Raw genomic sequence first — 19,423 nt, 5'->3', positions numbered from 1 at the left:
GCGGCCAGGATGGCTAGTTCGTCCCGATCTTGGCCAGCAGGTCCACGATGCGGCCCTGTACATCGGCCGTGGTGGCCCGCTCGGCGAGGAACAGCACGCTCTCGCCCGAGGCCAGCCGCGGGAGTTCGGCCGGGTCGATCCCGGCGGTCGTGTAAACGACCAGCGGGGTGCGGTTCAGCTGCCCGTTCGCGCGCAGCCAGTCCACGATCCCGGCACGTCGCCGACGGACCTGCATCAGGTCCATGACCACCAGGTTGGGCCGCATCCGGGTCGCCAGCTCCACGGCGTCGGTGTCGGCTCCCGCCCGGGCGACCTGGAGGCCGCGCCGCTCCAGGGCGGCGGTCAGCGCGGTCGCGATCTCGTCGTGCTCCTCGATCAGCAGCACCCGGGAGGGGTGCTGCTCGCTGTCGCGCGGCGCGAGCGCCTTGAGGAGGACGGCCGGATCGGCGCCGTACGCGGCCTCGCGCGTGGCATGCCCCAGCCCGGCCGTGACCAGTACGGGCACCTCCGCGGCCACCGCCGCCTGGCGCAGGGACTGCAGGGCGGTCCGGGTGATCGGACCGGTGAGCGGGTCCACGAACAACGCGGCGGGGAACGCGGCGATCTGCGCGTCCACCTCCTCGCGGGAGTGCACGATCACCGGCCGGTAGCCGCGGTCGCTGAGGGCCTGCTGAGTCTGCACATCGGGCGCGGGCCACACCAGGAGCCGACGCGGGTTGTCCAGCGGCTCCGGCGGCAGTTCGTCGTCTACGGGCTGCGGCACGGGCCGGTTGACCACCTCGACGGCGCCACCGGGGCCGTCCAGCGGCTCGGGCCCCTCGGCGGAGCCCGCCTCGGGGGCTCCTATGGCGAAGGCCCGGCCCTGAGGCGCGGGCTCGGAGAGCCGACGGCGGCGGCCCGAGCCGGTGGCGTCCACGGAGATGCCCTGGCCCAGGGTGCCGAGGGCGCGCACGCTGATCGGCTGCGCGCCGGGCTCCGCCGGAGTGTCCTGCGCCTGCCGGGCCCCGGGGAGGGCCACCTGCCCGGAGGCATCGTCGCCCTCGGGGGCGGTCCGGGCTCCGGGAACCGGCCACGCCGGGGTCGCGGGCAGCGCTCGGCGCCGCCCGGTGGGGGGTACCGGGCCCGCAGGGTTCTGTGCGGCCTGTGCTGCCTCGGCGGGCTGTGCGCCGGGGGCTTCGGGCGCGGCGGCGGGCGCGCCCAGCACCCGGCGGCCGCGCCGCCCGCCCGGAGCCTCGGAGTCGGCCTCGGCGGGAGCGGGGGCCGAACCGGCCATCGCGGCAGCCTGCGGGGCCTGAGGGGCCTGCGGGGCCTGGGCTGTCTGAGGGGCCGACAGGGACGGCGGCGCGGCCGGCGTCGGCCCGGCGGGCAGCGCGAAGCCGCCCTCGGGAGCGATGGGGCGCGCGGGAGCCGGAGCGGCCAGCCCGGTCGCCGGAACGGGCCCACCGGGCCGCGCGGGCGGACCGGCCGGCCCCAGCGCCCGGCGACGCCCTGCCGGATGCTCGGTCACCGGAATCGGCGGCACAGAAGGAGCAGAAGGACCGGAAGGAAGAGAAGGGCTGGGAGCACCGGGAGCACCGGAAGGAACAACAGATGAAGGAGACGAAGGGGATGAAGGAGACGAAGCAGGCGGACCGGACGGAACAGAAGACACCTGCGGCACGGACGGCACCGGTGCCAGCGCGGGCATGCCGGTGCCCTGCGGGGGCACGGGCCGCCCGGGGCCGCCCTGGCCTGCGTCACCGCTGTCGTCGCCGGCCCGGCCGCGGCGTCGCCCGGTACCCAGGCCCGCCGGGTTCACCGGCGACTGCGCCAGCCCCGGCCCCGCGTCGGGGACGCCGGCCTCACCGGCCCGGCGTCGTCCGGACGCCAGCGCCAGCGCGCCCCCGCCCTCTCGGGCCTCCGGCGCCTTCGCCTCGGCGGCCTCGTCATCCAGGAACGCGTCCACGCCGCGCCGGGCCCGGCGGCCGCCGCCGGAGCCGCCCTTGCCGGCGCCCTTGCCCGCGTCCGCCGCCTCCGCCGACTCCCCCGCGTTGGGGGCCGCGTCGTCCTTGGGGGCCTCCAACGGCTCCGGCAGGGTAACCGTCCCGGCTCCCGCACCCAGCGGCAGCTCCAGCACGTACGCCCCGCCCGGCGCGCCCGGGACCTCCACCGTCTGCAGTACACCGCCGTGCGCGGCCACGATGCCCCGCACGATCGGCTCGTGCACCGGGTTGCCGCCCTCGTACGGCCCCCGCACCTCGATCCGTACGACATCACCGCGCTGGGCGGCGGCCACCACGATCGTCGAATCCATGTACCCGCTGCCGTTGCGGGTCTTGCCGGTGGCGTCCACCCCGGCGACATCCGCGACCAGGTGTGCCAGCGCGGTCGCGATCCGCGCCGCGTCCACCTCGGCCTCGATGGTGGGCGCGTGGACGGCGAACTGCGCACGCCCCGGCCCGATCAGTTCGACCGCACCGTCGACGCCGGCCGCGACGACCTTGTTGATCAGGACCTTCTTCTTGGCGAGCTTCTCGCTGCCCGCGTCCAGACGCTGGAAGCCGAGCACGTTGTCCACCAGCGTGGTCATCCGGGAGTAGCCGGCGGCCAAGTGGTGCAGCAGCTGGTTGGCCTCGGGCCACAGCTGGCCCGCGTCGTCGGCGGCCAGCGTCGCCAGCTCTCCGCGCAGCTCCTCCAGCGGCCCCCGCAGGGACTCGCCGAGGACCGCCAGCAGCTGCGCGTGCCGCGCGGCCAGGGCGTCGTAGGGGCGCCGGTCGGTGAAGGTCATCACGGCGCCGACGAGCAGCTCCCCGTCCCGTACGGGCGAGGTGGTCAAGTCGACGGCGACGGGCTGCCCGGCCTTGTTCCACAGCACCTGACCGCGGACCCGGTGCTTGCGCCCACTGCGCAGGGTGTCGGCGAGCGGGGACTCCTCGAACGGGAACGGCGAGCCGTCGGTCCGCGAGTGCTGGACCAGCCCGTGCAGCTCGCGGTTGCCGAGGTCGGTGGCGCGGTAGCCCAGGATCTGCGCGGCGGCCGGGTTGACCAGGACGACCCGGCCGTCCGTGTCCGTGCCCACCACGCCTTCGGCGGCGGCGCGCAGGATCATCTCGGTCTGCCGCTGCGAGCGGGCCAGCTCGGCCTCGGTGTCCACGGTCTGGGAGAGATCCCGTACGACGAGCATCAGCAGCTCGTCACCGGTGTAGCCGGGCTGGGGCTCGCGGTAGGCGTCGCGGCCGTCGAGATGGGCGGCGGTGACCTCGACGGGGAACTCGGAGCCGTCGGTACGGCGCGCGATCATCCGCTTCGGCTTGGCCCGGCCGCCCTCGTCCTCGCCGGGCCGGCGCATGGAGCCGGGGATCAGCTTGGAGTCGAACTCGGGCAGGAGGTCCAGCACGCCCCGGCCGACGAGCCCCGTACCGGGGCTCTCCATGACCTCAAGGGCGATCGAATTGGCGTTGACGACCGTGCCGTTGGCGTTGACGAGCAACAGCGCGTCCGGAAGAGCGTCGAGTATTGCTGCGAGGCGAGCAGCGCCTCGGGATGGCCTGCTGCTCACGACGAGCTTCCTCCCTGACCACAACTACCGGCATGTCACGGGAGGAGTCTAAGGCCACAGCCCCGCGGCGAGGTGGCGGATGTGCGGTGGATACGCGCATCTCCCGCATCCTTCCTGGTCAGGAACGCGCAGGCGGAAGCACAGGTTCCAAGTCGTTCCAACGGCTGATCTCGCAACCGTTCTTCCGCCGGAAGGTGGTGTCGACCGTGCGGCCCTGCCAGGTACCGGTGACGCGGGCGGTGGCTGGCCCGCCGTCGACCATGGTGCACATCCCCCGCTTCGTGTCTGCGGCGAAGGGGTCCTTGCCCGCCTTGGTGAACTCGTCGAGGCGGGCACAGGCCTGCTCGGCCTCGGGGTGGTTACCGCCGACGGGGTGGCACTCCAGCCGGTACTCGCCGTCGGCGCGCCGGTTGCCGGTGTCGGAGACGGTGATCGTGAGCCGGTCCGGGGGCGCCGCGAGCAGCCGCCCCAGTGGCAGCGGCGGCAGCGGTCCGGTGGCCGCGGCGGCCAGGGCGGAGGTGACGGCGAAGGCGGCGAGACGCAGCATGGGGCACTCCAGGTCGTCCGTACGTCATATGCCTGACCAACGACCTGCCCGCCCCGACGTTGCGTGCGGTGCGTGACGTCCGTATGTGCGTGTCCTTAAGGCTTTGCCCTGTGGCCTCCGCTCCTTGTACCGTGGGAGCGGATTGGTGAGCGGCCCTGCGCCTGTGTCATCATCTGCACGCACCCTCGTACGCGGGGGTGTGCTGGAGGCGTCGCCTAGTCCGGTCTATGGCGCCGCACTGCTAATGCGGTTTGGGGCTTACCCCCCATCGAGGGTTCAAATCCCTCCGCCTCCGCACCTCGCCGAAGCCCCGGTCCACATGGACCGGGGCTTCGGTGCGTTCCGGCCACGATCCACGGGCCGCGAACCACGGGCGATCCACTCGGGCCAAATGATCTCCATCTGGCCCGTTTTTGCAGGTCAGCAGTGGTTTGGCTAATGGATTTCGCGTCCCGCCGAGGTCCATGTATTGTTGTTCTCGCAAGGCCAACGGGGCGCAAAACCCCGAGAAGCCCAAGCACTCGTAGCTTAACGGATAGAGCATCTGACTACGGATCAGAAGGTTGCAGGTTCGAATCCTGCCGAGTGCACAGCCGAAAAGGCCCCCCGGTTCGCCGGGGGGCCTTTTGCGTTGTCTGCGGCACGTCGCTCTCCTCCTCTGTGGGGAGGGCGGACCCGGGGGAAGTCCGGGGTGGGGGTCGGTCCAGCGGGGGACGACGCGTCGGGGGGCCCTGGATACGGTTTCTGGAGATCGTCCGGAGTCAAAGGGCGGAAACCAGGAAGAGGGGGGTCCTCATGGGGCTGTTCGGTAACGCGCACACCACCGATCCGGTGTCGGCGCAGCGGGACTACGCGCGGCTGCTGGGGCAGGGGGAGCAGGTGCATGCCGCGTATGTGCTGATCCGCGACACGATCCTGTTTACCGATCGGCGGCTGGTGCTGGTCGACAAGCAGGGGATCACCGGAAAGAAGGTGGAGTACCACTCCATCCCGTACCGGAGCATCACGCACTTCTCCGTGGAGACGGCCGGCCACTTCGACCTCGACGCCGAGCTCAAGATCTGGATCTCGGGCAGCGCGGCGCCGATAGAGAAGACCTTCACCAAGGGTGTGAACATCTACGAGGTGCAGGCGATCCTGACGCAGTTCGTCGCGCGGTAGCCGACCGCCCGGCCTAGCCTGGGATGGGGGGCCGTCCGGGTGAAGGGTGACGCCTGTGAGACTGCGAGGCGTTGGGGCTGTGGCCGTTGCCACGGCTGTGGTGCTCGGGGTGATGGGCGGATCGGCCCTCGCGGACGATCTCGACCCGAAGGAGATCTACGAGCGGGCCGCGCCTGCCACCGTGCATGTGCTGGGGTCCGACTCTGCCGGTACCGGAGTCGTCTACGACGCCGGCCAAGGGCTGATCGTCACCAATGCGCACGTCGTGCAGGGCCAGGCCGCGCTCAAGGCCGCCGTCGGGGACCACCCCCCGGCACCGGTGCAGGTGCTCGGCGTGGACCCCTGCGAGGACTTGGCCGTGCTGAAGTTCTCCGCGCCCCAAGACGGCTTGAAGGAGCTGAAGTTCGGCTCCAGCAAGGATGTGGAGACCGCGGACAGTGTGACGGCCCTCGGGTACCCCGAATCGTACGGGGACCAGAGCTCCGCGAAGGCTGCCTTCACCACCGGGTCGGTGCAGAACTCCGACGTCAAGAACGCCGAGCCGTCGCCCTCGCTGCCCAGGTACCCCGACACCATCCAGCACTCCGCGACGCTGAACCCCGGCAACTCCGGCGGTCCGCTGCTCAACGGCAAGGGTGAGGTCGTCGGGATCAACACCCTGAGGGCCACCGGTGAGGTGTCGGGGCAGTTCTACGCCATCAGCAGCGACCACGTCCGGCCGCTGCTGGACTCGCTTGCCGCAGGGGACACCAAGAACGACCCCGGCTGGAACATCGCGGCGCTGAGCGACCCAGGGCTGAGTGAGGAGTTCGTACCTGAGGATCAAGCCGGCGTCGCGAGGGACCAGAAGAAGCTGATCAACTCCGGGGTGGACGGCGTGGTCGTCCTGAACGTGCGGACCAACTCGCCCGCGTACAAGGCGCATCTCGGGGGCGGGGACCTGATCACGGACGTAAAGGACACGCCCGTGACCTCCGTCGGTGACGTCTGCGACATCCTGCAGTCGGCCGCGCCCGGCGAGAAGTTGGCCTTGGAGGGGGTCTGGTCCTTCAACGTCGCGGGGACCAAGTACAAGTTCGGGGAGGCCTGGGCTGAGAATCTGACGCTGTCCCCGGCGAAGCCCTAGAGAGGGCTAAAGAAGATCAGAGGGTTAGAGGGCGAGAGGGCGAGAGGGCGAGAGGACGCGCGGCAGGCCCGTCACCGACATCACCAGGGAGTACAGGGAGGTGGTGGCGGTGATGAAGAGGCGGTTGTTCTTCGGGCCGCCGAAGGCGATGTTCGAGACCGGCTCCGGGACGCGCAGGCGGCCGATCAGGGTGCCGTCCGGCGCGTAGCAGTGCACTCCTGACTCCATCGCGGCCGCCCACAGCCGGCCCTCGTCGTCGAAACGGATGTTGTCGAGCGGGCGGCACTGCGCGAAGACGCGGTCGTCCGTCAGGGTGCCCTCGTCGGTGACCTTGAAGGCGCGGATGTGGCCCGCGCGGGTGTCCGCCGCGTACAGCTCGCTCTCGTCGGGCGAGAAGACCAGGCCGTTCGGACCCAGGAAGCCGTCCGCGACCAGCCGGACATCGCCGCTCGATGGGTCGGCGCGGTAGAGGTTGCAGGCGCCGATCTCACTCGGCGCGCGACGGCCCTCGTAGTCGTTGGTGATCCCGAAGTCCGGGTCGGAGAACCAGATGGAGCCGTCCGAGCGCACCACCGCGTCGTTCGGGCTGTTGAGCCGCTTGCCCTCGTACCGGTCGGCGATGACGGTGAGAGTGCCGTCCGGTTCGGTGCGGGTCACGCGCCGGTTGCCCTGCTCGCAGGTGATCAGGCGGCCCTCGCGGTCCAGGGTGTTGCCGTTGGAGTGGCCGGCCGGGGAGCGGAAGACGGAGACCGCGCCGCTCGCCTCGTCCCAGCGCAGCATCCGGTCGTTGGGGATGTCGCTCCACACCAGCTGGCGCCAGGCCGGCAGGTACAGCGGCCCCTCCGCCCAGCGGCAGCCGTCGTAGAGCCGCTCCAGCCGCGCGTCGCCGTTGGCACAGCGGCCGGTACGGAAACGGTCGTCCAGGATCTCGTACAGATTGAGGTCGGCAATGCCTGACATGATTTCCCCCAACGGATGAGCCACCGAATTGTGTTCGGCATGAAGATGAGATTGCAGGATCCGGTACTGTCTTCGCAAGGCCTGACGGGGATACGGGAGGAAGATCGCGTGGACGACATCGACCGGGCGCTCGTCCGGCGCCTCCAGCAGGACGCGGGCCAGTCCTACGCCACCCTCGGCGCAGCCGTCGGGCTGTCGGCGGGGGCCACCCACGAGCGGGTGCGCAAGCTGCGGGAGCGCGGGGTCATCCGGCGGACGACGGTCGAGGTGGATCCCGCCGCCGTCGGCAGCGGGGTGCTGGCCTACGTGATGGTCGATTCCACCGCCTGGATGGGGGACTCCGCGGCCGCGTTCGAAGGGATCGCCGAGATCCAGGAGGCGCACATCATCGCGGGCAGCGCCTCCGTGCTGGTGAAGGTGCGCACGGCCTCGACGGAGCAGTTGCAGGACGTGCTGCGCCGCCTCTACGGCATCGACGGCGTGAGCGGTACGCACGCGACCGTCGTACTGGAGACCTTCTTCGAGCGTCCCCTCCCGCTGTGACCTGGTGGTGCACCGGGATCCGGTGGAGCGAGGGGCGCCCGGCCATCGGCTGGTACGGGGAGGGGCGCGGGGAGCGGACCAGCGTGCTCGTGTACGGGCAGCCGCTCGCCTTCGCCGCCCGCGGGGAGCGGCACTGCCTCGGCGTGCGGCGGGCCGGGAAGCGGACCCCGTGTCCGACGGCCGCGACCGTGCCCGCCCGGACGGGGAACGCCCAGTGCCCCCAGTGCGCCCGCCTGGACCGGTCCTTCTCGGTGGCCGCCGACACCAACGCCGCCGATCCGCGCACCTACCGGGTGTACCTGGCCTGGTTCGGGCCCGGGCTGGTCAAGGTCGGCATCACCGCCGAGGAGCGCGGCTCGGCCCGGCTGCTGGAGCAGGGGGCGGTGACCTGGGCCTGGCTGGGCCGCGGGCCGCTGATGGCCGCCCGGCGGACCGAGGAGCTGCTGCGGGCGGCGCTGGGCGTGCCCGACCGGATCGCGTACGCCCGCAAGCGCGCCGTACGGGCCCACCTGCCGCCGGAGCCCGAGCGGGCCCGGGAGGTCGCCGAACTGCACGCCCGGGCCGTGGCGCTGCCCGGGTGGCCGGAGTCGCTGGAGCGGGTGGGCTGTGAAGCCGTCGATCACGCGCGGGCGTTCGGGCTGAGAGGGCTGCCGGTGCCCACCCGGGTGATCACCGGGATGGTGCCGGGAGGGGTGGTGGCGGGTCGGCTGGCGGGCGCGGCCGGGCCGGATCTGCATGTCGCGGACGGGCTGGTGGTGGACACCCGGCTGCTGGCCGGCTGGGAGCTGGTCGCCCCCGGCGAGCACAGCGCCACCGACGTGCCGGTCGTGGGGATCACGCCACCCGTGGACCTTGAGCAGGACGGGCTGTTTTGACCACACAGGCCCGGGTTTCCAAGGTCAAAACTTGGATCCCTTTGGCCTCCAGGGCCTCTTACCCGTGGACATGCCAGGGGCTCGCCGCCGAGGGTGGAGGCCATGAGCATCCAGCCTGTACCGGCCTTCGAACCGCCTTACCTGATGGCGGTTTTCACCAGTGTCCGCACCCCGGACGACAGCGGCTACCCGGAGACCCTCTCCCGGATGAAGGAGATCGTGGGCGAGATCCCCGGCTTCCTCGGCTACGAGTCCGCGCGCAACCCCGGCGGCCTCGGCATCACCGTCGCCTACTTCCGCGACCAGGAGTCCCTCACCGCCTGGCGGGAGGACTTGGAGCACCAGGCGGCCATGGCACAGGGCCGCGCCGACTGGTACGAGAGCTACACCCTTCACGTCGCCACGGTAGAGCGGAGCCACGGCTTTGCCCGCAACGGCTGAGGCGGTCCGCGCCTTCCGGGAGCGGCTCGGGCTGCCCGGACTGGTCGACGTACACACCCACTTCATGCCCGAGCGGGTCCTGGACAAGGTGTGGGACTACTTCGACGCGGTCGGCCCGCTGACCGGCGTCGAGTGGCCCATCACCTACCGGCACGAGGAGGAGCAGCGGGTCGCGCTGCTGCGGGAGTTCGGGGTGCGGGCCTTCACCGCCATGCTGTACCCGCACAAGCCCGCGATGGCCGCCTGGCTCAATTCCTGGGCCGCCGATTTCGCCGCCCGGACCCCGGACTGCCTGCACACCGCCACCTTCTTCCCGGAGGAGGGCGTGGGGGATTACACCCGGCAGGCGGTGGAGGCCGGCGCCCGCGTCTTCAAGGCACACCTCCAGGTCGGCGGCTACGACCCGAACGACGACCGGCTCGCCCCGGTCTGGGGGCTGCTCGCCGAGGCCGGCATCCCCGTCGTGATCCATTGTGGTTCGGGGCCGGTCCCGGGCAAGTACACCGGCCCGGAGCCGATCGCCCGGCTGCTGGCCCGGCATCCGCGGCTGCCGCTGATCATTGCGCACATGGGCATGCCCGAGTACGCGGACTTCCTCGACCTGGCCGACCGGTACGCCGAGGTCCGCCTCGACACCACGATGGCCTTCACCGACTTCTCCGAACAGTTCAGCGGGTTCCCGCCGGGCGACGTCGGGCGGCTCGCCGACCTCGGTGACCGGATCCTGCTCGGTACCGACTTCCCGAACATCCCCTACCCGTACGAGCACCAGCTGGAGGCTCTGGAACGGCTCGGCCTGGGTGACGACTGGCTGCGGGCGGTCTGCCACGACAACGGCGCCCGGTTGTTCCGCCTCGACTGAGGGCCTGAACGGGCTGAGGGCCTGGGCTGGCTGAGGGGCTGAGCTGGCTGAGGGGCTGAGCTGGCTGAGGGGCCGGGCGTTTCTCAGGAAATTCACAGGAAGGGACAAGAACGCTCTCAGAGGCACGGGACAGCGTGTCCTCATGACTGCGACGACCACCTCCCACGCGTCCACGTCCACCAGTAACCCCACGGCCCTCGTGCGGCCCGACGGCGGCCCCTGCCGGGTGCTCGTGGTCGACGACGAGGCCGCGCTCTCCGAGCTCCTGTCCATGGCCCTGCGCTACGAGGGCTGCGAGGTCCGCAGCGCGGGCGACGGGGCGGGCGCGGTGCGGGCGGCGCGGGAGTTCCGTCCCGACGTGGTGGTCCTCGACATCATGCTCCCCGACATGGACGGCCTGGCCGTCCTCGGGCGGCTGCGGCGGGAGATCCCGCAGGTCCCGGTGCTGTTCCTGACCGCCAAGGACTCGGTGGAGGACCGGATCGCGGGCCTGACGGCGGGCGGCGACGACTACGTCACCAAGCCGTTCAGCCTGGAGGAGGTCGTGGCCCGGCTGCGCGGCCTGGTCCGCCGCTCGGGTGCCGCGCAGGCGGCGCGCGGCGGCTCGGTCCTGGCCGTGGGGGATCTGCGGCTCGACGAGGACAGCCACGAGGTGACGCGGGGCGGTCAGGAGATCCACCTGACCGCCACCGAGTTCGAGCTGCTGCGCTACCTGATGCGCAATCCGCGCCGGGTGCTGAGCAAGGCGCAGATCCTGGACCGGGTGTGGTCGTACGACTTCGGAGGCCAGGCCAATGTGGTCGAGCTGTACATCTCCTACCTGCGGCGGAAGCTGGAGAGCGGCCCCGGGCGGCCGCCGATGATCCACACCCGGCGCGGCGCCGGCTACCTGATCAAGCCGGCCGAGTAGTGAAGCTCCGCCGTCTCCGCCGTCTCCGCCGTCTCCGCCGTCTCCGCCGTCTCCGCCGTCTCCGCCGTCTCCGCCGTCTCCGCCGTCTCCGCCGTCTCTGCCATCTCCGCCATCTCCGCCGTCTCCCTTTTCCCCGGGCCCTCCGCCCTCTCCCCTTTCCCCGGGCCGTACGCCGGTCCGCGCGCCCGAGTCGCCTCCGGCGGCCCTGGTCCCTGCGGACCCGGCTGGTGTTCTCGGCCGTGGCGCTGATCGCCGTCGTGGGCGCCGCCATCGGAACCGTGACCACCCTCGCGCTGCGGTCCTACCTGGTCGACCAGCTCGACGACCAGCTGCGTACCTCCGTGGGCATGGCCATCCGCGGACCCGGCTTCGGGAAGGGGACACACGAGAGCACCCTCGGCTTCGTGCTGCCACCCGGATCCCCCCTCGGCACCGCCGGGATCCGGCTCGACGCCGCCGGGAAGGTGATCGGCACTGCCCGGATCGTCCCCGCCGACGGGCCCGCCCTCGACCACCGCCAGCCCCTCACCGAGGCCCAGAGCGCCGTCTTCGCCGAAGCCGCCCGCAAGGCCGTCCCCGGCGGGTTCGGCCCGGTGGACCTGAAGCTGCCCGGGCTGGGGGACTACCGGGTGCTCACCGCCCCCGACGGGAGCATGGTCCTCGGGTTCCCGCTCGACGGGGTCGACTCCACCGTCCGCATCCTGATCGCGGTGGAGGTCTGCGTCACCCTGGCCGGGCTGATCGCGGCCTCCCTCGCCGGGCAGGCCCTGGTCGGAGTCGCCCTGCGCCCGCTGCGCCGGGTGGCCGCCACCGCGACCCGGGTCTCCGAACTCACCCTGCACAGCGGCGAGCCCGCCCTGCACGAACGTGTCCCGGACGCCGAGGCCGACCCGCGCACCGAGGTGGGCCAGGTCGGCGCGGCCCTCAACCGGATGCTGGGCCATGTCTCCTCCGCCCTCACCGTCCGCCAGCAGAGCGAGACCCGGGTCCGGCAGTTCGTCGCCGACGCCAGTCACGAGCTGCGCACCCCGCTGGCCTCCATCCGCGGCTACGCCGAACTCACCCGACGGGGACGGGAGGAGCCCGGCCCCGACACCCGGCACGCCCTGGGCCGGATCGAGTCCGAGGCCACCCGGATGACCGGCCTGGTCGAGGACCTCCTGCTGCTGGCCCGGCTCGACGCGGGCCGCCCGCTCTCCTCCGACGAGACCGACCTCGCCCCGCTCGTCGTGGACGCCGTAAGCGATGCCCGGGCCGCCGGGCCCGAACACCACTGGCGCCTGGAACTCCCGGACGAGCCCGCGCCCGTCCGGGGCGACTCCGCGCGGATCCAGCAGGTCCTGGTGAACCTCCTCGCCAACGCCCGCACCCACACCCCGCCGGGCACCACCGTCACCGCGCATGTTTCACGTGAAACATCCGCCGTCCGGCTGCGGATCGAGGACAACGGGCCCGGGATCCCCCCGGCCCTGCTCCCCCACATCTTCGAGCGCTTCGCCCGGGGCGACGCCTCCCGCTCCCGGGCGGCGGGTTCCACCGGACTCGGGCTCGCCATCGTCGAGGCGGTGGTCTCGGCGCACGGGGGACGGGTCGATGTGGAGAGCGAGCCGGGGCGGACCCGCTTCCAGGTGCTGCTGCCGCTCGCCGCCGACGCCGACAGGCACAAGCACCAGCACCAGCACCAGTACCAGGCCCAGCACCAGGACTCACAGACGGGCCACAGGCTCACCACACAGCGGTGACAGCCCGCCCGGCGAGGGTCGGTCCATGCCAATCGACACCTCTCCCGGCCTTGGCGCCCTCCCGGCCCGGGCGCCCCTCCAGCCTGTGCCCGGCGAGCCCGTACTCGACGTGGTGATCCCGGTGTTCAACGAGGAGAAGGACCTCGGCCCTTGTGTGCGTCGGCTGCACGAGCACCTCACCCGGACCTTCCCGTACCCCTTCCGCATCACCATCGCCGACAACGCGAGCACCGACCGCACCCCCGAGGTCGCGGCCACCCTCGCCGACACCGTCGACGGCGTACGCAGCACCCGGCTGGAGGAGAAGGGCCGCGGCCGCGCCCTGCGCACCGTGTGGTCCGATTCCGAGGCGCCCGTCCTCGCGTACATGGACGTGGACCTCTCCACCGACCTCAACGCACTGCTGCCGCTGGTCGCCCCGCTGATCTCCGGCCACTCCGACCTCGCCATCGGCACCCGCCTCGCCCGTTCCTCCCGCGTGGTGCGCGGAGCGAAGCGGGAGTTCGTCTCCCGGGCCTACAATCTGCTCCTGCGCTCCTCCCTGGCCGCCCGGTTCAGCGACGCCCAGTGCGGGTTCAAGGCGATACGCCGGGAGGTCGCGGAGCGGCTGCTGCCGCTGGTGGAGGACTCCGGCTGGTTCTTCGACACCGAGCTGCTGGTGCTCGCCGAGCGGGCCGGGCTGCGGATCCACGAGGTGCCGGTGGACTGGGTGGACGATCCCGACTCCACCGTCCACATCGTGCGCACCGCCACCGAGGACCTCAAGGGTGTCTGGCGGGTCGGCAGGGCGCTGGCCGTCGGGGCGCTCCCGCTCGACCGGCTCTCCCGCCCCTTCGGCGACGACCCGCGCGACCGGACCGCCCTGCCCGGAGTGCCCAGCGGGCTGGCCCGCCAGTTCCTCGGCTTCTGTGTCGTCGGGGTGCTGAGCACCCTGCTCTACCTGCTGCTGTACTCCGCCTTCCGCGCCGGAGCCGGGCCCCAGGCCGCCAACGCGGCGGCCCTGCTGCTCTCCGCCGTCGGCAACACCGCCGCCAACCGCCGGCTCACCTTCGGGGTGCGGGGCCGGGCCCGGGCCGTACGCCACCAGGCCCAGGGGCTCGTCGTGTTCGGCATCGGGCTGGCCCTGACCAGTGGCTCGCTCGCCGCCCTCGGCGCGGCCAGCGCCGACCCGGCCCACAGCACCGAACTGGCCGTCCTGATCACGGCCAACCTCGCCGCCACCGTGCTGAGGTTCCTGCTCTTCCGCGCCTGGGTCTTCCCCGAGCGGCGCACCACTCCTGCGAAGGACGACATCCGATGACCACGGCAGCACTGCCGCTCTTCCCGCCCGTCGCGGCCAGGGCGCACACCCTCCGCCCGCGCTGGGAACGCCCCGCCTACGCCGCACTCCTGATCGCCACCGCCCTCCTGCTGCTGTGGGACCTCGGCGCCTCCGGCTACGCCAACTCCTTCTACTCCGCAGCCGTCCAGGCAGGCTCCGAGAGCTGGAAGGCCTTCTTCTTCGGCTCCTCCGACGCGGGCAACTCCATCACCGTCGACAAGCCCCCGGCCGCCCTGTGGCCGATGGCGCTCTCCGTCCGGCTGTTCGGGCTCGGAGCCTGGCAGATCCTCGTCCCGCAGGCCCTGATGGGCGTCGCCACCACCGCCGTGCTCTACGCCGCCGTACGCCGTCAGTTCGGACCGGTCGCCGCGCTGCTGAGCGGCACCGTCTTCGCGCTCACGCCCGTCGCCGCGCTGATGTTCCGCTTCAACAACCCCGACGCGCTGCTCACCCTGCTGCTCACCGTCACGGTGTACTGCGTCCTGCGCGCCCTCGACGGGGCCCGGACGAAGTGGCTGCTCTGGGCGGGCGTGGCGGTCGGCTTCGCCTTCCTCACCAAGACCCTCCAGGCCTTCGTCATCCTGCCGCCGCTCGCCCTGCTGTACGCGGTCTGCGCGCCCACCGGCTTGCGCCGGCGCCTGGGCCAGCTGCTGCTCGCCGGGCTCGCGATGGTCCTGGCCGGGGGCTGGTGGGTGGCCGTCGTGAAGCTCTGGCCCGCCTCCTCCCGCCCGTACATCGGCGGTTCGCAGAACAACTCCTTCCTGGAGCTGACCCTCGGCTACAACGGCCTCGGCCGGATCAACGGCAACGAGACCGGCAGCGTCGGCGGTGGCGGACGCGCCGGCGGTGGCGGGGGGATGAGCTGGGGGGAGACCGGCATCGACCGGCTGTTCTCGGCCAATATCGGCGGTCAGATCTCCTGGCTGCTGCCGACGGCCCTGGTGCTGCTCGTGGCCGGCCTGGTGATCACCTGGCGGGCTCGCCGGGCCACCGACTCGCTGGAGAGCATGGCCCGGGCGGCCTTCCTGGCCTGGGGCGGCTCGCTGCTGATCACCGCGCTGGTGTTCAGCTATATGCAGGGCATCTTCCACGAGTACTACACCGTCGCGCTGGCGCCCTTCGTGGCCGCGCTCGTCGGCATGGGCGTCGTCGTGCTGTGGGAGGAGCGGGGCAGCCGGGCCGCCTCCCTCACCCTCGCCGGAACCCTCGCGCTGACCGCGTACTGGGCGTTCGTGCTGCTCGGCCGCTCCACCGGGTACGTGCCGTGGCTGCGCTGGACCGTGCTCGCCGCCGGACTCGGGGCGGCGGCCGTGCTGCCCTTCGCCGGCCGGCTGGGGCGCCGGGGGCTGCTCGCGGTGGCCGCCGTGGGCCTGGGTGCGGCGCTCGCGGGGCCGCTCGCTTACTGCCTGACCACGGTGGGCACCGCGCACCAGGGGTCGATCGTGACGGCCGGCCCCGCGGTCATGGGCGGCCGGGGCGGGATGGGCGGCCCGGGCGGCCCCGGTGGCCAGGGCCTGCGCACCTTCTACCTGCCGGGCGGCGCCGCCCCGCAGGGCGCAGTGCCGGGCCGGATGATGCCGGGCGGCCCAGGCGGCCAGGGCGCCCCCGCGGGCCAGGGCGGCCAGGCAGGTCAAGGCGGGCGCGGCGTCGAGCGGATGGGCGGCGGCCCGGGCGGTATGGGCGGCCTGCTGAACGGTACAGAGGCCAGCGCCGAGGCGAAGGCGGCCCTGCGCACCGACGCCGCGAGGTACACCTGGGCGGCAGCCGCCATCGGCTCCCAGAACGCGGCGAGCTACCAACTGGCCTCCGGCGTCCCGGTCATGCCGGTCGGCGGCTTCAACGGGAGCGACCCTTCGCCGACGCTGAAGCAGTTCCAGGAGTACGTGAAGGCGGGGAAGATCCACTGGTTCATCGGCCAGAGCGGCGCCCAGAGCAGCGGCCAGGGCGTTGAGGGTGGCGGCGGCCCGGGCGAGGCCCCGGGCATGAACCGTGCGGGCGGCATGGGTGGCCCGGGCGGCGGCACCAGCAGCGCCATCGAGACCTGGGTGAAGGCCAACTTCAAGGCCACCACGGTCGGCGGAGCCACCTTCTACGACCTCACGGCTTCCACCTCCGGCACGTCCTGATCCGACCGGAATTTGAGACGCACCCCCTAGCATCAAGAGGAGCATCAAGAGGGCGGACCGGGCATTCCGGGCTGATCCACCTGTCGTGAGGAGGGTGCCTCCATGGTGACCGCGGCCGATTCCGGCAAGACCCGGACCAGTGTGTGGCTGGCCGCCAGGCCCGCCGCCCCGGCCAGACGCCGCACCGAGGCACCCTCCGGCCTCGACCGGGACCGGATCACCGCCGCCACCGTGCGGCTGCTCGATGCCGAAGGGCTGGGCCGGTTCTCGATGCGGCGCCTCGCCGCCGCGCTCGGGGTCACCGCGATGTCCCTGTACTGGTACGTGGACACCAAGCACGATCTGCTCGAACTCGCCCTGGACAGCGCCCTGGGCGAGCTCACCCTGACGGCCGGGCCGGCGCCGGAGACCTGGCCCGGCCGTCTGCGTGCCCTGGCCTGCGGCTACCGGCAACTGCTGGCCGACCATCCGTGGGTGGCCCCGCTCACCGCCACGTACCCCAACATCGGCCCGCACGCCCGGGCCTTCGACGCCGCCTTGCAGCGGCTGCTGGACGCCACCGGCCTGGCGGACCCCGGCCGGACCGGCGCCCACCTGGCCGTCTCGCATTTCCTGCACGGCTGCGGGGGCACGGTCCGGCGGGCGCCCGAGGGCGACTTCGGCCTCGCGCTCGACGTCCTGATCGCGGGCATCGAGGCGAAGACCGCCACCGCCTAGACCGCCACCGCCCAGGCCATCGCCGCTGGACCAGCCCCTCCCTAGAGCTGGGCCTGGGCCTTCTCCGGGAGGGAAGCCGGCGCGTCAGTCTCGGTGGAGCCGGCCGCCGCCGGGGCGTGCGCCGCCGGCTTCGACTTCAGCGCGACCTCCTTGATGCACAGCACCAGCACCAGCGAGAGCAGCGCGAACGGGGCGGCGTACAGAAACACATCGCCGACGCCGTGCCCGTACGCGGACTCGATGACCTGCCGCAACGGCGCGGGCAGCTTGTCGAGCTCGGGGATCGCGCCCCCGGCGGTGCCGCCGTGGCCCATGGCCGCCGCCTTCGGGCCGAGTGCGGTCAGCCCGTCCTTGACGTAGTGGGTGACCCGGGTGGCCATGACCGCGCCGAGCGCCGAGACGCCCATGGCGCCGCCGAGAGAACGGAAGAAGGTGACGACCGAGCTGGCCGCGCCCAGGTCCTCGGGGGCCACCTGGTTCTGCGTGGCGAGGACCAGGTTCTGCATCATCATGCCGAGACCGAGCCCGGTCAGCGCCATGTAGATCGCGATGTGCCAGTACGGGGTGTCGTACCGCAGGGTGCCCAGCAGGCCCAGACCGGCCGTCAGGAGCACACCGCCGGCGACGAGCCAGGCCTTCCACTTACCGGTCTTGGTGATCACCTGACCGGAAAGAGTGGAGGAGACGAAGAGCCCGCCGATCATCGGAATCGTCAGGATTCCGGACATCGTGGGGGACTCGCCGCGAGCCAGCTGGAAGAACTGGCTGAAAAACACGGTGCCCGAGAACATCGCGATGCCGACGAACAGCGAGGCCGCGGAAGCGAGGGTGATGGTCTTGTTGCGGAACAGCCGCAGCGGGATGATCGGATCGCTCGCGCGGGACTCGACGAGGACGAAGAGCAGGCCGAGCGCCACCGCGCCGCCGGTCATCGCCAGGGTCGTCCAGGAGATCCAGTCGTACGAGTCACCGGCCTGCGTGACCCAGATCAGCAGCAGGGACACGGCGCCGCTGATCAGGAAGGCGCCCAGCCAGTCGACCTTGACGTCGCGGCGGACCACCGGGAGCCGGAGGGTCTTCTGGAGCACGATCAGCGCGATGATCGCGAAGGGCACGCCGACGTAGAAGCACCAGCGCCAGCCCAGCCACTCGGTGTCGGTGATGACACCGCCCAGCAGCGGTCCGCCGACGGTGGCGACTGCGAAGACCGCGCCGAGGTAGCCGCTGTACCGGCCGCGCTCGCGCGGGGAGATCATCGCCGCCATCACGATCTGCGCGAGGGCGGACAGGCCGCCGACGCCGATGCCCTGGACCACGCGGCAGGCGATGAGCATGCCGGTGTTCTGGGACAGGCCCGCGACCACGGAGCCGAGGACGTAGATCACCAGGGATATCTGGACCAGCAGCTTCTTGCTGAAGAGGTCGGACAGCTTGCCCCACAGCGGGGTCGCGGCCGTCATCGACAGGAGGGCTGCGGTGACGACCCAGGTGTAGGAGGACTGGGTGCCGCCGAGGTCGCTGATGATCTGGGGCAGGGCGTTGGAGACGATCGTCGAGGACAGGATCGCCACGAACATGCCGAGCATCAGCCCGGACAGCGCCTTCATGATCTGCGGGTGGGTCATGGGTGCGCCGTCGGACGTGGTTTCCGACTGGCCGCCTCCCCGCACACCGTGGGGTGTGGTCGTAGCCATGTGTTTCCTTTGTCTAGAAGCTCGATCGGAGTCGGGCCAGCAGGGTGTTGAGTACGTCGATGTCCTCGGCCGGCCAGTCGGCCAGGGCCCTTTCCAGCGCGCCGGTGTACCGGGCGCCGAGCTCGGTGAGCAGGGCGCGGCCGGCCGGGGTGAGGCGCAGGATCCGGCAGCGGGCGTCGCCGGGGTCGGTCTCGCGGTCGATCCAGCCGCGCTCGGCGACGTGGGCGACGTGGCGGCTGGTCACCGAGATGTCGATGGCCATGAGCTCGGCGAGCCGGCTGAGCCGCATGGCGCCGTGCCGGTCGATCACGGTGAGGACGGCGGCGGAGCCGGGCGGGCATTCGGCGGGCAGGGTCCGGGCGAGGTCGCGCTTGACCGCGCCGATTCCGGTGAGCTGGCGGGCCAGCTCCTCGTACCGGGACTTCTGCATTGCCTGCGTGGTCACCGGAGAGCCCCCATCAATCTTGTTGCTTAGAGCAACCATAGAAGCGGATGGTTGCTACAGGCAAATGAATCCTGGGGGCGGGGCGGTAAAGGAATCGGAAAACCCGCTAGGGTCCTGAGGCATGTCTGACACCCACAACACACAGGGCCCCGAGGGCAACTACGACCCGGCGGGCAGCACCCAGATGTTCCGTGCGTTCGTCGAGGAGGCCGCACCCTCAGGGCCCGCCGGTCCGGGGGCGCGGATGCAGCAGCGTGCCGCGCAGCAGAAGTCCGGCTCGAAGGCGGGCGTATGGCTGGGCCTCGCGGCCGTGGTCGTGATCGGCGTCGTGATCTGGCTGGCCGTCCGCTAGGACGTAGGACGTAGTACGTACGGCGGGCAGGCCGGGCAGGCCGGGCGGTCCGGGCGGTCCGAG

Annotated in this window: 18 protein-coding genes and 2 tRNA genes; 14 read left to right on the top strand and 6 right to left on the bottom strand. The window is 72.0% G+C overall.

What is annotated here, in order from left to right; all coding sequences use genetic code 11:
- Nucleotides 1-13 precede the first annotated feature (13 nt).
- Complete coding sequence (locus J7I97_RS02425) at nt 14-3,538, bottom strand: PAS domain-containing protein (RefSeq protein WP_214930647.1); 3,525 nt, start codon at nt 3,536-3,538, stop codon at nt 14-16.
- A gap of 118 nt (nt 3,539-3,656) precedes the next feature.
- Complete coding sequence (locus J7I97_RS02420) at nt 3,657-4,085, bottom strand: SSI family serine proteinase inhibitor (RefSeq protein ID WP_214930646.1); 429 nt, start codon at nt 4,083-4,085, stop codon at nt 3,657-3,659.
- A 204-nt stretch (nt 4,086-4,289) separates the two neighbouring features.
- On the opposite strand from J7I97_RS02420, the gene J7I97_RS02415 reads away from it, so the two are divergent.
- The 4 genes from J7I97_RS02415 (at nt 4,290) to J7I97_RS02400 (ending at nt 6,372) form a co-directional block, all read left to right on the top strand.
- Nucleotides 4,290-4,380 (top strand) — tRNA-Ser (locus J7I97_RS02415).
- A 222-nt stretch (nt 4,381-4,602) separates the two neighbouring features.
- Nucleotides 4,603-4,675 (top strand) — tRNA-Arg (locus J7I97_RS02410).
- A gap of 205 nt (nt 4,676-4,880) precedes the next feature.
- Nucleotides 4,881-5,246, top strand: coding sequence for a PH domain-containing protein (locus J7I97_RS02405; protein WP_214930645.1), 366 nt, complete (start codon nt 4,881-4,883; stop codon nt 5,244-5,246).
- A gap of 79 nt (nt 5,247-5,325) precedes the next feature.
- The gene (locus J7I97_RS02400) at nt 5,326-6,372 is read left to right on the top strand and encodes a S1C family serine protease (protein WP_308369215.1); all 1,047 of its coding nucleotides are present in this window, start codon (nt 5,326-5,328) and stop codon (nt 6,370-6,372) included.
- Nucleotides 6,373-6,396: 24 nt separating this feature from the next.
- Here J7I97_RS02400 and J7I97_RS02395 read toward each other — a convergent pair whose 3' ends face one another.
- Nucleotides 6,397-7,332, bottom strand: a complete 936-nt coding sequence (locus tag J7I97_RS02395; RefSeq protein ID WP_214930644.1) for an SMP-30/gluconolactonase/LRE family protein — start codon at nt 7,330-7,332, stop codon at nt 6,397-6,399.
- A 108-nt stretch (nt 7,333-7,440) separates the two neighbouring features.
- On the opposite strand from J7I97_RS02395, the gene J7I97_RS02390 reads away from it, so the two are divergent.
- The 5 genes from J7I97_RS02390 to J7I97_RS02370 all read left to right on the top strand — a co-directional run bounded on the left by J7I97_RS02390 (nt 7,441) and on the right by J7I97_RS02370 (nt 10,963).
- The gene (locus J7I97_RS02390; RefSeq protein ID WP_214930643.1) at nt 7,441-7,875 is read left to right on the top strand and encodes an Lrp/AsnC family transcriptional regulator; all 435 of its coding nucleotides are present in this window, start codon (nt 7,441-7,443) and stop codon (nt 7,873-7,875) included.
- Nucleotides 7,872-8,750: a DUF2797 domain-containing protein gene (locus tag J7I97_RS02385; RefSeq protein WP_214930642.1), complete on the top strand. Its 879-nt coding sequence runs from the start codon at nt 7,872-7,874 to the stop codon at nt 8,748-8,750. Before J7I97_RS02390 ends, J7I97_RS02385 begins: the two co-directional genes overlap by 4 nt.
- Before the next feature lie 102 nt (nt 8,751-8,852).
- On the top strand, nt 8,853-9,191 hold the full coding sequence (locus J7I97_RS02380; RefSeq protein WP_214930641.1) for an antibiotic biosynthesis monooxygenase: 339 nt from the start codon (nt 8,853-8,855) through the stop codon (nt 9,189-9,191).
- Nucleotides 9,175-10,053 (top strand): amidohydrolase family protein, encoded by an 879-nt coding sequence (locus tag J7I97_RS02375; protein ID WP_214930640.1) that lies wholly within the window; start codon nt 9,175-9,177, stop codon nt 10,051-10,053. The genes J7I97_RS02380 and J7I97_RS02375 overlap by 17 nt, the downstream gene beginning before the upstream one ends.
- Before the next feature lie 142 nt (nt 10,054-10,195).
- Entirely contained in the window at nt 10,196-10,963 is a 768-nt protein-coding gene (locus tag J7I97_RS02370) for a response regulator transcription factor (protein ID WP_214930639.1), read from the top strand.
- Here the strand turns inward: J7I97_RS02370 and J7I97_RS02365 are convergent.
- Nucleotides 10,939-11,076, bottom strand: coding sequence for a hypothetical protein (locus tag J7I97_RS02365; RefSeq protein ID WP_214930825.1), 138 nt, complete (start codon nt 11,074-11,076; stop codon nt 10,939-10,941). The two genes, J7I97_RS02370 and J7I97_RS02365, sit on opposite strands and share 25 nt — an antisense overlap.
- 111 nt (nt 11,077-11,187) lie before the next feature.
- Here J7I97_RS02365 and J7I97_RS02360 point away from each other — a divergent pair, with 111 nt between their 5' ends.
- The 4 genes from J7I97_RS02360 to J7I97_RS02345 all read left to right on the top strand — a co-directional run bounded on the left by J7I97_RS02360 (nt 11,188) and on the right by J7I97_RS02345 (nt 16,869).
- A complete protein-coding gene (locus J7I97_RS02360) occupies nt 11,188-12,705 on the top strand; it encodes a cell wall metabolism sensor histidine kinase WalK (protein ID WP_214930811.1) in 1,518 nt (505 codons plus the stop codon).
- Nucleotides 12,706-12,730: 25 nt separating this feature from the next.
- Nucleotides 12,731-14,005: a glycosyltransferase gene (locus J7I97_RS02355; protein ID WP_214930638.1), complete on the top strand. Its 1,275-nt coding sequence runs from the start codon at nt 12,731-12,733 to the stop codon at nt 14,003-14,005.
- Entirely contained in the window at nt 14,002-16,152 is a 2,151-nt protein-coding gene (locus J7I97_RS02350; protein ID WP_214930637.1) for a glycosyltransferase family 39 protein, read from the top strand. The genes J7I97_RS02355 and J7I97_RS02350 overlap by 4 nt, the downstream gene beginning before the upstream one ends.
- 102 nt (nt 16,153-16,254) lie before the next feature.
- Nucleotides 16,255-16,869 carry a TetR/AcrR family transcriptional regulator gene (locus tag J7I97_RS02345; RefSeq protein WP_214930636.1) on the top strand — a complete coding sequence of 205 codons (615 nt, stop codon included), beginning with the start codon at nt 16,255-16,257 and terminating at the stop codon, nt 16,867-16,869.
- Nucleotides 16,870-16,910: 41 nt separating this feature from the next.
- On the opposite strand, the gene J7I97_RS02340 is transcribed toward J7I97_RS02345, so the two are convergent.
- Nucleotides 16,911-18,563, bottom strand: coding sequence for an MDR family MFS transporter (locus tag J7I97_RS02340; RefSeq protein WP_214930635.1), 1,653 nt, complete (start codon nt 18,561-18,563; stop codon nt 16,911-16,913).
- A gap of 13 nt (nt 18,564-18,576) precedes the next feature.
- Nucleotides 18,577-18,993, bottom strand: a complete 417-nt coding sequence (locus J7I97_RS02335) for a MarR family winged helix-turn-helix transcriptional regulator (protein WP_214930810.1) — start codon at nt 18,991-18,993, stop codon at nt 18,577-18,579.
- 136 nt (nt 18,994-19,129) lie between these two features.
- On the opposite strand from J7I97_RS02335, the gene J7I97_RS02330 reads away from it, so the two are divergent.
- On the top strand, nt 19,130-19,360 hold the full coding sequence (locus J7I97_RS02330; protein WP_214930634.1) for a hypothetical protein: 231 nt from the start codon (nt 19,130-19,132) through the stop codon (nt 19,358-19,360).
- The last annotated feature ends 63 nt before the right edge of the window (nt 19,361-19,423 follow it).

The sequence above is a fragment of the Streptomyces sp. ISL-87 genome, from assembly GCF_018614095.1.
Classification (GTDB): Bacteria; Actinomycetota; Actinomycetes; order Streptomycetales; family Streptomycetaceae; genus Streptomyces.
The sequence above is the reverse complement of the archived record's forward strand: the minus strand, read 5'-3'. Positions and strand labels throughout refer to the sequence as shown.

What these genes read in the sequence shown, in the direction of transcription:
- J7I97_RS02420 (WP_214930646.1), bottom strand. Translation starts at nt 4,085, where the DNA reads ATGCTGCGTCTCGCCGCCTTCGCCGTCACCTCCGCCCTGGCCGCCGCG.
- J7I97_RS02405 (WP_214930645.1), top strand. Translation starts at nt 4,881, where the DNA reads ATGGGGCTGTTCGGTAACGCGCACACCACCGATCCGGTGTCGGCGCAG.
- J7I97_RS02395 (WP_214930644.1), bottom strand. Translation starts at nt 7,332, where the DNA reads ATGTCAGGCATTGCCGACCTCAATCTGTACGAGATCCTGGACGACCGT.
- J7I97_RS02380 (WP_214930641.1), top strand. Translation starts at nt 8,853, where the DNA reads ATGAGCATCCAGCCTGTACCGGCCTTCGAACCGCCTTACCTGATGGCG.
- J7I97_RS02370 (WP_214930639.1), top strand. Translation starts at nt 10,196, where the DNA reads ATGACTGCGACGACCACCTCCCACGCGTCCACGTCCACCAGTAACCCC.
- J7I97_RS02365 (WP_214930825.1), bottom strand. Translation starts at nt 11,076, where the DNA reads ATGGCGGAGATGGCAGAGACGGCGGAGACGGCGGAGACGGCGGAGACG.
- J7I97_RS02355 (WP_214930638.1), top strand. Translation starts at nt 12,731, where the DNA reads ATGCCAATCGACACCTCTCCCGGCCTTGGCGCCCTCCCGGCCCGGGCG.
- J7I97_RS02350 (WP_214930637.1), top strand. Translation starts at nt 14,002, where the DNA reads ATGACCACGGCAGCACTGCCGCTCTTCCCGCCCGTCGCGGCCAGGGCG.
- J7I97_RS02345 (WP_214930636.1), top strand. Translation starts at nt 16,255, where the DNA reads ATGGTGACCGCGGCCGATTCCGGCAAGACCCGGACCAGTGTGTGGCTG.
- J7I97_RS02340 (WP_214930635.1), bottom strand. Translation starts at nt 18,563, where the DNA reads ATGGCTACGACCACACCCCACGGTGTGCGGGGAGGCGGCCAGTCGGAA.
- J7I97_RS02335 (WP_214930810.1), bottom strand. Translation starts at nt 18,993, where the DNA reads ATGCAGAAGTCCCGGTACGAGGAGCTGGCCCGCCAGCTCACCGGAATC.
- J7I97_RS02330 (WP_214930634.1), top strand. Translation starts at nt 19,130, where the DNA reads ATGTCTGACACCCACAACACACAGGGCCCCGAGGGCAACTACGACCCG.